Raw genomic sequence first — 13625 nt, forward strand, 5'->3', positions numbered from 1 at the left:
CCTCCCCTGGTGTTTGGAGTCACCGCGTGGAACCGCAGTACAACCCCTCCTTCGGGGGTGGCCCGCAGTATGGTCCTCCTCCCGGACAGTATCCGCCTGGCCAGCCGCACCGGGGAGTGCCCCCGCCCGGCTACCAGGTTCCCCCGCCGATGCCCCCTCCTGGACCGGCGGGTTATACGCCGCCGCGCCGCAGCAGCACCGGTCTGATCCTCGGCCTGTTCTCAGCCAGCCTGGCGCTGGTCGTGGTTGTGGTGACGCTCGTCCTCGTCACAAGTTCGCCCGCCACACGGATCAGCGACCTTGACGCGGTGCACGAAGTCATTGAAGAGCGCTACGAGCGCCACCCGTTCCTGGGGGTCGGCGGTTTCGAGGGCAAGCACACGATCTATGTCGGGCTGAGCCTCTCCTACGTTTCCGGCGTCGGTGAACTCCGGCAGGTCTCCGAGGATCTCGTCGGGACTGTCTGGGAGCACGTGCCCGGCTCTTATGAGCAGGTGGTCACCGCACTGCTCTCTTGGAGCGAGGACTCGCTGTTCGTGGAGCAGTGGGACACGGCGGCCCTGCGAGAGCAGTTCGGTCCGCGTCCGAGCGGACTGGCCGTGGAAGAGGTTGACGGCCGGGATCCCACACTGATCCGGCCTGGAGACTGCTCTGCTGAGCAGGGCTACTGCAATTCTTTGCCTGAGGCGCTGCTGACCGAGAACAGTCGGGCGCTGACGGAGTACACCTGCGGCCTGTTCGAGGAGGGGAGCGCGTTCCCCACCGAACCCTTCCAGATCCGCAACGACAAGAACCCGTACGGCGCGAAGTCGTCGGTCACCTACCTGCTTTCTCCGCTGACTGACTCGCGGCCGGACCTCCTCCATGTCGCGCTGTTGGGGAAGCGCGACGCGTTCCTCGAGGTGACGTGCGTCATCGACGGTGTGGAGGAGAACGAATTGTTCAGCCGCGCAGAGTACGAGAAGGCGTTGGAACTGGTGGAGTAGGCCCCTTCCCAGTGCCACGGGAGGCGGGGGTGAAGACAACGCACGGCTCCCCTGGTGCAGGGGAGCCGTTGCGGTCTTCGCGGCGTGGGAGTGAACGGCGACTCCGGTGGAGGCGTCACGGCCGGGTGCGGTCCCCTGCCGTGGCTGCCGCGGACCGGAGGGTCACTCCCATTCGATCGTGCCGGGCGGCTTGCTGGTGATGTCGAGGGTGACCCGGTTGATGTCGGGGACCTCGTTGGTGATGCGGTTGGAGATCGTGGCGAGGACGTCGTAGGGGACCCGGGCCCAGTCGGCAGTCATGGCGTCTTCGCTGGTGACCGGGCGCAGCACGATCGGGTGGCCGTAGGTCCGGCCGTCGCCTTGCACCCCCACGGAGCGCACGTCTGCCAGCAGCACCACCGGGCACTGCCAGATGGCGCGGTCCAGTCCGGCTCGGGTCAGCTCTTCGCGGACAATGGCGTCGGCTGCCCGCAGGATCTCCAGCCGCTCCGCGGTGACCTCGCCCACGATGCGGATGGCCAGGCCCGGGCCGGGGAAGGGGTGCCGCCACACCATTTCTGCGGGGAGGCCGAGTTCTTCGCCGACTCTGCGGACTTCGTCCTTGAACAGCTCCCGGAGCGGTTCGACCAGGGTGAACTGCAGGTCGTCGGGGAGTCCGCCGACGTTGTGGTGCGATTTGATGTTGGCGGTCCCGTTGCCGCCCCCGGACTCCACCACGTCCGGGTAGAGCGTGCCTTGGACGAGGAATTCGACGGCTTCGTCGCCTTCCCCGGCTTCAGCGACGATCTCGCGGGCTGCCTGTTCGAAGACGCGGATGAACTCGCGTCCGATGATCTTGCGTTTGGTTTCCGGGTCGGTGACCCCGGCCAGAGCGGTGAGGAACCGCTCTTGGGCGTCGACGACTTTGAGGCTGGCTCCCGTAGCGGCGACGAAGTCTTTTTCGACCTGCTCCGCTTCCCCTTGGCGCAACAGCCCGTGGTCAACGAAGACACAGGTCAGACGGTCGCCGATAGCGCGCTGCACGAGGGCGGCCGCTACCGCGGAGTCCACTCCGCCGCTCAGCCCGCAGATCGCCCGCTTGCTGCCGATCTGGGCGCGGATGCGCGCCACCTGGTCTTCGACGATGTTGACCATCGTCCAGGTGGGGCGGCAGCCCGCGGCCTCGTAGAGGAAGTGCTGCAGCACGGCCCGGCCGTGCTCGGTGTGGACCACTTCGGGGTGGAACTGGACCCCGTAGAGGGCCCGGTCGCGGTGCTCCATCGCGGCCACCGGGGCGTCCGCGGTCTGCCCGGTGACGGTGAACCCGTCGGGGACCTGGGACACGGCGTCGCCGTGCGACATCCACACGGTCTGCTGCTGAGGCAGGCTGTGGAACAGCAGGCTGTCGGTGGCGACGTTGATCGTGGTGCGCCCGTATTCGGAGCGTCCCGTCCGTTCGACGGTGCCGCCGAGGGTCTGCGCCATGACCTGGAAGCCGTAGCAGATCCCCAAGATGGGCACCCCGGTGTCGAACAGGCCGGGGGGAGCTTGCGGGGCTCCGTCGGCGTACACCGAGGAGGGGCCACCCGACAGGATGATGGCCTTGGGTTTTTTGGCGAGCATCTCCTCGACCGGCATGGTCGGAGGCACGATCTCGCTGTAGACGTGGCATTCGCGTACCCGACGCGCGATCAACTGCGCGTATTGCGCGCCGAAGTCCACGACGAGAACGGTGTCGAACGTGCTCTCGGGAGCACCGGCAACGGACACGTAACGGCCTTCCAGCGGAGATACGGAGACAGAACCACCGCCAGTGTAGTGCGCTGCCGGGTGGTAGAGCGGCGGGAGCGGCAGCAGGGCACGGGTTCTGCTGCCGGATCTCCGCTCTACCACGGCGTCGCAGGGGCACAGAGTGTGCGGAAGCTCACCTCAGCGGATGCGTAGGGCGCGCATGAGCCGGATGCCGGTGGTCATCACTCGCGACAGGGTTTCTGCGGACATCCCCGGGGGGCCGCTGAGGCCGACGACGTGCTGGCTGGACACGGTCTGCGCTTCGGTGTAGCGCAGGATGCCCTCCACTCCGTGGCGTCGTCCCAGGCCGGAGCGTTTCATCCCGCCCATGGGGGCGCCGTAGCTGGCGAACGCGGCGCCATAGCCTTCGTTGATGTTGACTGTCCCGGCTTTCAGCCGTTCCGCGATGCGGCGTCCCCGGGCCACGTCCCGAGTCCACACGCTGGCGTTGAGCCCGTAGGGGGTGTGGTTGGCGCGTTCGATCGCTTCGTCTTCGGTGGTGAACCGGTAGAGGGAGACGACCGGTCCGAAAGTCTCTTCGGCGCACAAGGTCATGGACTCGTCGACGCCGGTGAGCACGGTGGGCTCGTAGAACAGCGGTCCCACGTCGGGGCGGGGGCGGCCTCCGGCCAGGACGGTGGCTCCTTTGCTGCGGGCGTCCTCGACGTGGGCGACGACCCGGTCGAATTGGCGTTGGGACGTGAGAGAGCCCAGGTCCGCGGAGTAGTCGAGGTCCGCTCCGAGCCGCAGGTTCTTCGTCTCTGCCACGAATTTCTCGACGAACGCGTCGTAGATGGAGTCGTGGACGTAGAGCCGTTCCATGGAGATGCACAGTTGGCCGGAGTTGCTGAAGCAGGCGGCTACGGCGCCGTGCACGGTCCGGTCCAGGTCGGCGTCTGCGCACACGATCATCGGGTTCTTGCCGCCGAGTTCCGCGGAGCAGCCGATGAGCCGGGAGGCGGCACGCTGGGCGATGCGGGCTCCGGTCGCTGAGGAGCCGGTGAAGGCGACGTAGTCGGCCTCGTCGACCAGCGGGTCACCGATCTCCGCGGGTTCGCCGAGGACGACGAGCCACAGGTCGCGGGGGAGTCCTGCTTCGACGAGCAGGTCGATGGCCCACAGCGCGCTCAGCGCGGTCTGGGTGTCGGGTTTGGCGACGACGGCGTTGCCTGCCAGCAGGGCGGGGACAGCGTCTGCGACGGGCAGGGTGAGCGGGTAGTTCCACGGGGTGATGACGCTGACGACCCCTTTGGGCTGGTAGTTCACCCTGGTCCGGGTGGCGAGGGGGATGGCGCCGGGCGCGCGGCGGCGGCGGAGGAGTCGGGGGGCATGGCGTGCGTAGTGGAGGGTGCCGAGGGCCGCGTCGCAGACTTCTTCGAAAGCGTTCTTGCGGGCTTTCCCGGTCTCCCATTGCAGGATGTCCAGGATTTCGGTTTGCCGGTCGAGCAGCAGGTCGGAGAAGCGGAGGAAGGGGGCGATGCGCTGGCGGGGCGAGCGCTGCGCCCATTCGCGCTGGGCGGCGCGGGCGCGGCGGAACGCTTCGGTGACGTCGCTGGCCGAGGACTGGGGCAGGGTGGCGAGAGGTTCCCCGGTGAAGGGTGCCGTGGTGACGACGGTACGGCCGGTACTGCTGACCACGTGGCGGGTCAGCCGCTGGACTAGAGCGTCGTCCAAGGGGAGGGAACGCGTTGCTGTGGGGTGCGTCACAGTCTCCATACCAGCAGCTTAGGCGAGCCGCCCTCCACTCGCTACCGGCGAGTAATGAAACAGGGCTGCGCATGTGCCCGCACCCCGGACCGGCACGCTCCCGGGGACGGTCGTCCGGCAGGACTCAGCCGGCGAACCCGTTCGGGTTCATGGTCTGCCAGCGCCACAGGTGGGCGCAGGCCTCGTCCAAGGTGTACGCCGTCTTCCACCCCAAGTCCCGGTTGGCGGCGGACGGGTCGGCGTAGCAGACCGCGATATCCCCCGGGCGGCGGGCCACCACCTCGTAGGGGATCGTCTTGCCGCAGGCCCGCTCGAACGCCGCGATCGCCTCCAGCACGGAGACCCCGTGGCCGCTGCCGAGGTTGTAGGTGCGCATCCCGTAGGCGTCCCCGAGCCGCTCCAGCGCAGCGACGTGCCCGCGGGCGAGGTCCATCACGTGCAGGTAGTCGCGCACTCCCGTGCCGTCGGGAGTGGCGTAATCGTCCCCGTAGACCAGGACCCGCTCCCGGCGTCCAGCCGCCACTTGGGCGATGTAGGGGAAGAGGTTGTTGGGCACCCCTTCGGGGTCCTCTCCGATCAGCCCGCTGGGGTGCGCCCCCACCGGGTTGAAGTAGCGCAGCGTGATAATCCGCCAATCCGGTGCCGAAGCGACCAGGTCGGAGAGGATCCGCTCCGCGAACAGCTTGGTCGCCCCGTAAGGGTTGGTGGCGCGCAGCGGAGCATCCTCAGGAATCGGCACCCGGTCGGGGTCGCCGTAGACGGTCGCTGAAGAGCTGAACACTAAAGAGCGCACGCCGTGGGCGTCCATGGCTTCGCACACCGTCAACAGTGCGTCGAGGTTGTTGCGGTAGTACAGCAGCGGAAGCTCCACGGACTCGCCCACCGCTTTCAACCCGGCACAGTGGACCGCCGCATCGATCCGGTGCTCGGTGAAGACCCGGTCCATCAGCTCCCGGTCGGCGCAGTCGCCGACGTAGAAGTGGACGGAACGGCCGGTAATGCGCTCTACCCGGCGCACCGCTTCCGCGTGGCTGTTGCGCAAATTGTCGACCACGACCACGTCGTGGCCGTTCTCCAACAGCTCGACAGCGACATGCGTTCCGATGTACCCGGCTCCGCCGGTGAGCAGTACGTTCATGGTGATATCCGGATTGACGTGGCACGATGCAGCAACCCTGCTGCGCCACCAGCATAGACGTGCAGGTCGTCTGGCCGGAGCATGCCGCCCCGGCGCCGAGTGATCCGCCGCGCCCTGCGAGCAGCGCCCGGGCTCCTCATGCGCGGCCGTCCGCGACCGTCCACCGGGGGGTGGAGAGCGGACGTGTCGGCGGAAACCAGACGCGTTCCGCTGGCACGCTGACGATCTCCCGTTCGGGGTAGCGCAGCGCGGTCAACCGTCCGCCGAACACGCACCCCGTGTCCACGCACAGAGTGTTGTTGCGCCACTCCACGTCGGCAGCGGGCACGTGTCCGTACACCACGGTCGCCTGTCCCCGGTAGTTCCGGGCCCACGGAAGCCGCACAGGCAGCCCGTACTCGTCGACTTCCCCGGTGGTCTCGCCGTACAACGCGAAAGCACGGACCCGTTTGGAGTCCCGTCCGTGGTATTTCTCCGGCAGCCCGGCATGGGCGACCACCAGTTTTCCGCCGTCGAGAATGTAGTGGCTGACCAGGTCTGCGCAGAAGGCGCGGACCCGGGCCTGGAACGCTTCCGGCTCCGCGGCAAGCTGCTGCAGGGTTTCCCGCAGACCGTGCGAGACCTGCACGCGCCGTCCCTGCAGCGCCCTCCGCAACCGGTCCTCATGGTTGCCCGCCACGCACAGGGCGTCGCCGTCGGCGACCATTCCCATGACCAGGCGGAGCACGCCAGGCGAGTCCGGTCCCCGGTCCACCAGGTCTCCCACGAACACCGCGGTGCGTTCGACGTGGTGGGCGCCGACAGCGCGCCCGTGCTCGTCGCGCACCAACTGGTAGCCGAGCTGGTGCAGCAGCGCCTCCAGTTCGAGCCGGCAGCCGTGGACGTCGCCGATGATGTCGAAGGGGCCGCGCAGCTCGGAGCGGTAACCGGGAAAAGGCACCAGTCGCACCGTGACGGTGTCGACCGTTGCGGGATCGCGGAGCACGTAGACCGCTCTGAACCCTTCCTGGCCCAGGCGGTCCAGGGCGTGCTGCAGGTCGGTGAGCTGCCGGTCGATGGCCTTGGCGCTGAGGGCGCGGTCCGACCGTTCGCGGGCGCGCTGCCGGATCACGTCCACGGGAGGGACGAGGGCGATCGCGACACTCGGCAGATTGTGCCGCCGCGCGATCCGCCGCAGCGCAACCCGGGCGTGCGTGTGGAGGTTGGTGGCGTCGACGACGGTGAGCAGGCCGCGCTGCAGCCTCCGGTCCACCACGGCGTGGAGGATGGTGAACGCGTCGTCGGTGGCGGACTGGTCGTTTTCGTCGTCGCTGACGACCGCCCGGTAGTGGTCCGAGCTGACCACCTGGGTGGGGCGGAAATGCCGGGCGGCGAACGTGGACTTCCCCGCCCCGGAAACCCCGATGAGCAGCACCAGGCTCGCCGCGGGAATCTCGAGGACGCGGGGGGTGTCTGTCGTCTTCCCTTGATCAGCGTTCACTTGCGTGGTCAGACCCGTACGGTGGTGGCTTGCGGCACGATATCCGGGGCACCGTGCTGGACCGCGTCGGCTTCCTGGTCGCTGTCTTGCTCCTGGGCGGCCCGTTCCGCTTCGATCCGGGCACGGTAGTACTCCACTTCTCGGGCGATTTGGGCATCGTCCCAGCCGAGCGGGCCGGCCATGAGCTGTGCCGCCTCCTCAGCCGCGGCAAGGCCGCGGTCCCACGTCTCAATGGCGATGTGGGTGCGGCGGCTGAGCACGTCGTCGAGGTGGCGGGCCCCTTCGTAGCGGACCGCGTAGACCACTTCGGCACGCAGGTAGTCGTCGGCGCCGGTCAACGGCTGCTTCAAATCCGGCTGTTCGGCGATCAGTCCCAGCACTTCGTGGATGAGGGAACCGTAGCGGCGCAGAAGGTGCTGGATCCGGGACACGTGCAGGCCGGTGCGGCGGGCGAGGATGCGACGCTGGTTCCACAGCGCGAAATAGCCGTCGGCGCCCACCAGGGGAAGCCGGTCGGTCACCGACGGGGGCACTCCCCCGCCCATCCCGTGGGCGACCGCGTCCACCGCGTCCTTGGCCATGACCCGGTAGGTGGTGTACTTTCCGCCCGCGATGAGGACTAGGCCGGGCACCGGGTGCGCCACGGTGTGCTCCCGGGACAACCGGGAGGTCTCCTCGGACTCCCCCGCGAGCAGCGGCCGCAGCCCCGCATACACCCCCTCCACGTCGTCTCTGGTCAACGGGGTTTTCAGGACTGCGTTGACGCGGTTGAGCACGTAGTCGATGTCGGTTCGGCTGGCCGCGGGGTGCGCCTTGTCCAGGTCCCATGCGGTGTCGGTGGTGCCGAGGATCCAGTGCCGTCCCCACGGGATGACGAACAGCACGCTCTTCTCGGTGCGCAGGATCAGCCCGGAGGATGCGTGGATCCGGTCCCGAGGCACCACCAGGTGAACGCCTTTGGAGGCGCGCACGTGGATCTGGCCGCGCCCGCCCACCATCTCCTGGATCTCGTCGGTCCACACCCCGGCCGCGTTGACCACCTGTTTCGCGCGGACCGCGAACTCTCGGCCGGTTTCCAGGTCGACGACGCGGGCCCCGGTGACATGCTCCCCTTCCCGCAGGAACCCGACGGCCTGGGTACGCGAGGCGATGTGCGCGCCGTAGGTGGCGGCGGTGCGGAGCACCATCACCACGTAGCGGGAGTCGTCCACCTGTGCGTCCCAGTACTGCACGGCGCCGACGAGGGCGTCGCGGCGCAGCGCGGGGAAGATCCGCAGGGCGGCACGGCGGCTGAGGTGGCGGTGGCCGGGCAGGCCGCGGGTGCGGGTGCCGGACAGGGCCAGCGCGTCGTAGAGGGCCACCCCCGCCCCGATGTAGGGGCGTTCCCAGTGGGAGCGGAGCGGGAACAGGAACGGCACCGGGCGCACCAGGTGCGGGGCGATCCGGCTGAGGAGCAGGCCGCGTTCGGTGAGCGCCTCGCGGACGAGAGGGAAGTCCAAGTGCTCCAGGTAGCGCAGGCCCCCGTGGATGAGCTTGCTGGACCTGCTGGAGGTTCCTGAAGCGAAGTCGCGGGCCTCCACGAGCCCGACGGAGAGGCCGCGCGCCACCGCGTCCAGAGCGACACCCGCTCCGACGATCCCTCCTCCGACCACCAGCACGTCGAGTTCGGTGTCGGCCATGGCCCTGAGGGCGGCGTCCCGTTCCTGTGGTCCCAACCGTGCTGCCGTCATCTGGTGCGCGGGGTCCCCTCCTCCTTTCCGGGCGCCGGGCGGAGGCAGAGGACGCCGCTTCCCTCCTCTCGCGGGAAGCCGCGTGCGGTGCGGCATGGGAGCGAGCGATGTGGTGAACGACGTTCTGTTCTGCTGGCTTCAGGCTATATCTGACGGTTCACCACAATCTGTACCCACTGTGGAGACGGTCAGTTAAAGCGCGTTGACATAGTCGGCGGCGATGGAGAGAACCTTCCGCCCGTACTCTTCGGACCGGTTGTACGACAAGATCGCTTCCCACCAGTCCTGGCTGGTGGTCAGCACCCGGCCGTCCGCGCACAGGTAGCGGGCGGCGCTCAGCGCGGCGTCGTCGATGTCGTGGGGGTTGGGTGTGCTGTTGTCCGCGGAAGCGCCCCAGATCTCCCACGTGCTGGGGATGAACTGCATGGGGCCGACAGCCCGGTCCCACACCGGGTCGCCGTCGAGCTGTCCGCCGTCGGTATCAGGGATCGCGGCGGTGCCGCGGCTCCCGTCGAGGGGAATGCCGATGACCGGGACAGTGGTGGTCCCGTCGGGGGCGAGCTCCCCGCCCGCGTAGGTGCCGTGGCGGGATTCCACTTCGCCGATCGCCGCCAGAGTCGGCCAGGACACTTGGCACTCCGGCTGCTCCGCGAGGAGCTGCAGTTGTGCAGCCGCGTACGCCTGCAGGGCGCGGCGCGGGATTCCGGTGGCAGCCGAGACCCGGTCGAGCCATGCGGGGTCGATTTCGGGGAGGGCCGCGTGCTGGTCGGACGGCAGCGGGCGGGAGCCCGGGACTCCTTCCGCCTCCGCGGTGCTGGCGTTGGTCTCGGTGAGCGTCTCCACGCGTCCCCCGAGTTCGTGGGGGCCGGGGGGCAGCAGCTGCGGTGCGGAGGATTCAGCGGTGAACGCCACGATGCCGAGAATGCCGCCGGTTACCCCCACCACCGCGGCGATCGCGGCTCCCGCCACGCCCAAGGCACGCCACCCGCCCGACATTCCGGGTTTGGGCGCCGGGGAGGCGGGGGGTGTGTCGGTTCGGACTTTGGAGAGCGTCTCGGCCACCACAACCCCACTCTCTGCCAGACACATGCACGAGCCCGGGGAAGAAGCGTCGGCCTTCCCCTGACGGACAGCAGACGTAACAGGACAGTCACCCTAGTTCGTCGCGTTCCGTCTGTTAAGGGGGGTTCGGAATCAAATGACGCCCCCGGGACTCAGCTCGGGGGCGTCGCAGCAGAGGGGGTGCGGTTGTCGTTACGAGGTGAACTGCGCGGTTAGTTCGGCGCCACGACGACCTCGACCCGCTGGAATTCCTTCACATCGGTGTACCCGGCGGTAGCCATGGTGCGGCGGAGCGCGCCCATGAGGTTCATGGAGCCGTCGCTGGTGGAAGCCGGGCCGCGCACGATCTCCTCCAAGGTGCCGATCGTGCCGACCTTGAGCCGCTGGCCCCGCGGCAACTGGTGGTGGTGTGCTTCGCTGCCCCAGTGGTAGCCGCCGCCGGGGGCTTCGACGGCGCGGGCCAGCGGGGAGCCGACCATGACCGCGTCGGCGCCGCAGGCCAACGCTTTAGCGATGTCGCCGCTGCGGGTCATCCCGCCGTCCGCGATGACGTGGACGTAGCGGCCCCCGGACTCGTCGAGGTAGTCCCGCCGGGCCGCGGCGACGTCGCCGATCGCGGTCGCCATGGGCACGGCCACCCCCAGCACGCTGCGGGTGGTGTGCCCCGACCCGCCGCCGAAACCGACGAGCACCCCCGCAGCACCGGTGCGCATGAGGTGCAGGGCGGCGGTGTAGGTGGCGCATCCCCCGACCACGACGGGAACGTCGAGGTCGTAGATGAACTGCTTGAGGTTGAGGGGCTCCGTGCGGCCGGAGACGTGTTCGGCGGAGACCGTGGTGCCGCGGATGACGAAAATGTCCACCCCGGCCTCGATCACGGCCTTGTGGTACTGGGCCGTGCGCTGGGGGGAGAGGCGGGCCGCGGTGACTACCCCGGCGCGGCGGATCTCTTCGATCCGGCGGCCGATCAGTTCTTCTTTGATCGGTTCGGCGTAGATCTCCTGCAGTCTCCGGGTGGCTGTGGCGTCGTCGAGTTCCCGGATCTCCGCAAGCAGCGGCTCGGGGTCCTCGTAGCGGGTCCACAGCCCTTCTAGGTCAAGCACCGCCAGGCCGCCCAGCTCGCCGATGGCTATCGCGGTCTTCGGTGAGACCACGCTGTCCATTGGGCTCACCATCAGCGGCGTGTCGAACCGGTAGGCGTCGATCTGCCACGAGAGGGAGACCTCTTCGGGGTCGCGGGTGCGCCGCGCGGGCACAATCCCGATCTCGTCGAGCTCGTACGCCCGCCGTCCGGCCTTGCCCAGCCCGATCTCAACCTGAGCCAACGCTGTGCTCTCCTCTGTAGTCTGTGAAGCCGTCTCGCTCGGCAGGGTCTTCGGTCAGGACCGCCGAGTGCCGACGGAATCGACCGGAGGTGACCACCGGCGCGAGTCTACCGCCGCGGTATGCGCCCGCCCGGGCGGCGCGGGGTGGAAGGCGGATCAGTTGCGCGCCTGGTAGTTGGGGGCCTCGACCACCATCTGGACGTCGTGCGGGTGGCTTTCTTTCAGCCCGGCAGAGGTGATCTGCATCAACTGGCCGCGCTCACGCAGTTCGTCCAGGGTGCGCACCCCCGCATACCACATGGACTGGCGCAGCCCGCCGATGAGCTGGTGCGCCACCGCGGACAGCGGGCCCCGGTAGGGGACGCGGCCCTCGATGCCTTCGGGGATGAGCTGGTCGTCCGTGACCACCCCGGCCTGGGAGTAGCGGTCCTTGGAGTAGGAGCGGCCCCGCATGGCGCCGAGCGAACCCATGCCGCGGTAGGACTTGTACTGCTTGCCGTTGATGAAGAGGAGCTCGCCAGGGCTCTCCTCCACCCCGGCCAGCAGGCTTCCGATCATCACCGTGCTGGCGCCGGCGGCCACGGCCTTGGCGATGTCCCCCGAGTACTGGAGTCCGCCGTCGGCGATCAGCGGCACGTCGGCGGGGCCGGCGGCTTTCGCGGCTTCCAGGATGGCGGTGATCTGGGGGGCGCCCACGCCCGCGATCACCCGGGTGGTGCAGATGGAGCCTGGGCCCACCCCCACCTTGACCGCGTCCGCGCCGGCGTCGATGAGCGCCTGGGCGGCCGCGCGGGTCGCGATGTTCCCGCCGACGACATCCACCCGGGTGTTGGCTTTGAGCTTGGCGACCATTTCCAGCACCCCGGCGGAGTGGCCGTGCGCGGTGTCCACGACGAGGAAGTCGACCCCGGCGTCCACGAGCGCTTTGGCGCGCTCCTCCGCCTCGGGTCCGACACCGACCGCGGCACCCACGACGAGTCGGCCCTCAGCGTCCTTGGTGGCGTTCGGGTACTGCTCGCTCTTCGTGAAGTCTTTGACGGTGATGAGGCCGCGCAGCCGACCCTCGTCGTCCACGAGCGGAAGCTTTTCGACCTTGTTGGCGCGCAGCAGTCTGAACGCTTCCTCGCGGGACACGCCGACCGGGGCGGTGACCAGCGGCATGGGGGTCATGACTTCGCGGACCGGACGGGAGCGGTCCTCTTCGAAACGCATGTCCCGGTTGGTGACGATCCCGACGAGGCGCCCGTCGTCGTCGACCACGGGGGCACCGGAGATCCGGTAGTGGGCGCTGAGCCGTTCCACGTCGGCGAGCGTGTCGTCGGGGTGGCAGGTCACCGGGTGGGTGATCATCCCCGCTTCGGAGCGTTTGACCAGGTCGACCTGGGCGGCCTGGTCCTCGATCGAGAGGTTGCGGTGCAGGACTCCGGCCCCGCCTTGCCGAGCGATCGCCACGGCCATCCGCGCCTCGGTCACGGTGTCCATTGCCGCGGAGACCAGCGGGATGCTCAGGGTGATATTGCGGGTGAGACGGGTGGTCGTGTTCGCCTCGCCAGGCTGGAGATCCGAGTACGCGGGTACCAGCAGGACATCGTCATAGGTGAGCCCGGGAGGGAGCACTTTCTGGAACTCCTCCTGGTCTCCTGTTGGTTTGAGCGACATGACACCTTCCAACCCAAGCGGCAGCTTCCCTTGCCTCATCCTAGGGCTCATGAACCACTCGCTGTGGCCGGTGGACGGCGTCAGGACTCTCACAAACCGCAGGGAGAAAACTCAGCGCAGTCGGTGCGCGGCACGGCGCAGCCGGGCCAGTGCGCGGTGCTGGGCGACCCGGACCGCGCCGGGAGACATGCCGAGGGCGTGCCCGGTCTCGTCCGCGGACAGGCCCGCGATCACGCGCAGGGACAGGAGGCGGCGCTGCTGTTCGGGGAGTGTGCTGAGGAGTTCTCGGGCCTGTTCTGCTTCGACGATGCGGACCGCGGACTCTTCCGGTCCGGGTGATTCGTCGGGGTGGTCGGGCACCGAGTCGGTGGGAACGTCGGCGCGGGTGCGGCCGCGCAGGGCATCAGCGACCTTGTGGGCGGCGATGCCGAAAACAAAAGAAGCGAAAGGGCGCCCCATGTCCCGGTAGCGCGGCAGCGCGGACAGCAGGGCGAGGCACACCTCTTGGGCCACGTCGTCGAAGTCGTGGGTGGAACCGGGGACGCGGGACAGCCGGGCACGGCAGTAGCGCACCACCATGGGATGGACTTCGCGGATCAGCGAGTCCACCGCGCCGTCGTCCCCTTGGGCCGCCAGCGAGGTGAGGTGGTTGAGCTCTGCGTCGTCTGCCCGCGGGCGGGTGGCCTGCCGGTGAGATGGTGGCGTGCCTTCCGCGACGCGTAGATCCCTCACATATCGAATGATGCCCACTGGCGGAGACTCACTCGC

At 68.8% G+C, this 13625-nt stretch carries 10 protein-coding genes; 1 reads left to right on the forward strand and 9 read right to left on the reverse strand.

The window, feature by feature from the left end; all coding sequences use genetic code 11:
- The first annotated feature begins 26 nt into the window (after positions 1-26).
- Entirely contained in the window at positions 27-986 is a 960-nt protein-coding gene (locus TFU_RS12875) for a hypothetical protein (protein WP_227480925.1), read from the forward strand.
- Positions 987-1148: 162 nt separating this feature from the next.
- Here the strand turns inward: TFU_RS12875 and guaA are convergent, their stop codons facing one another.
- From guaA to TFU_RS12920, 9 genes are all read right to left on the reverse strand, one after another.
- Positions 1149-2735, reverse strand: a complete 1587-nt coding sequence (guaA, locus tag TFU_RS12880) for a glutamine-hydrolyzing GMP synthase (RefSeq protein WP_011293012.1) — start codon at positions 2733-2735, stop codon at positions 1149-1151.
- 159 nt (positions 2736-2894) lie between these two features.
- Positions 2895-4472 (reverse strand): succinic semialdehyde dehydrogenase, encoded by a 1578-nt coding sequence (locus tag TFU_RS12885; protein ID WP_011293013.1) that lies wholly within the window; start codon positions 4470-4472, stop codon positions 2895-2897.
- A 115-nt stretch (positions 4473-4587) separates the two neighbouring features.
- On the reverse strand, positions 4588-5601 hold the full coding sequence (galE, locus tag TFU_RS12890) for a UDP-glucose 4-epimerase GalE (RefSeq protein ID WP_011293014.1): 1014 nt from the start codon (positions 5599-5601) through the stop codon (positions 4588-4590).
- A 136-nt stretch (positions 5602-5737) separates the two neighbouring features.
- A complete protein-coding gene (locus TFU_RS12895; RefSeq protein ID WP_011293015.1) occupies positions 5738-7081 on the reverse strand; it encodes an AAA family ATPase in 1344 nt (447 codons plus the stop codon).
- 8 nt (positions 7082-7089) lie between these two features.
- Entirely contained in the window at positions 7090-8811 is a 1722-nt protein-coding gene (locus TFU_RS12900; RefSeq protein WP_041428150.1) for a glycerol-3-phosphate dehydrogenase/oxidase, read from the reverse strand.
- 192 nt (positions 8812-9003) lie between these two features.
- Positions 9004-9876 carry a lytic transglycosylase domain-containing protein gene (locus TFU_RS12905; RefSeq protein WP_016189222.1) on the reverse strand — a complete coding sequence of 291 codons (873 nt, stop codon included), beginning with the start codon at positions 9874-9876 and terminating at the stop codon, positions 9004-9006.
- Between the two features lie 209 nt (positions 9877-10085).
- Entirely contained in the window at positions 10086-11198 is a 1113-nt protein-coding gene (locus TFU_RS12910; protein ID WP_011293018.1) for a GuaB3 family IMP dehydrogenase-related protein, read from the reverse strand.
- A gap of 156 nt (positions 11199-11354) precedes the next feature.
- On the reverse strand, positions 11355-12857 hold the full coding sequence (gene guaB, locus TFU_RS12915; RefSeq protein WP_011293019.1) for an IMP dehydrogenase: 1503 nt from the start codon (positions 12855-12857) through the stop codon (positions 11355-11357).
- A gap of 111 nt (positions 12858-12968) precedes the next feature.
- Complete coding sequence (locus TFU_RS12920; RefSeq protein ID WP_049755075.1) at positions 12969-13589, reverse strand: sigma-70 family RNA polymerase sigma factor; 621 nt, start codon at positions 13587-13589, stop codon at positions 12969-12971.
- Between the last annotated feature and the right edge of the window lie 36 nt (positions 13590-13625).

Source organism: Thermobifida fusca YX (assembly GCF_000012405.1).
GTDB classification, from domain to species: domain Bacteria; phylum Actinomycetota; class Actinomycetes; order Streptosporangiales; family Streptosporangiaceae; genus Thermobifida; species Thermobifida fusca.

Bases quoted from the DNA above. Each gene is read 5' to 3' on its own strand.
- TFU_RS12885 (WP_011293013.1), bottom strand. From the start codon at position 4,472: ATGGAGACTGTGACGCACCCCACAGCAACGCGTTCCCTCCCCTTGGAC.
- galE (WP_011293014.1), bottom strand. From the start codon at position 5,601: ATGAACGTACTGCTCACCGGCGGAGCCGGGTACATCGGAACGCATGTC.
- TFU_RS12900 (WP_041428150.1), bottom strand. From the start codon at position 8,811: ATGACGGCAGCACGGTTGGGACCACAGGAACGGGACGCCGCCCTCAGG.
- guaB (WP_011293019.1), bottom strand. From the start codon at position 12,857: ATGTCGCTCAAACCAACAGGAGACCAGGAGGAGTTCCAGAAAGTGCTC.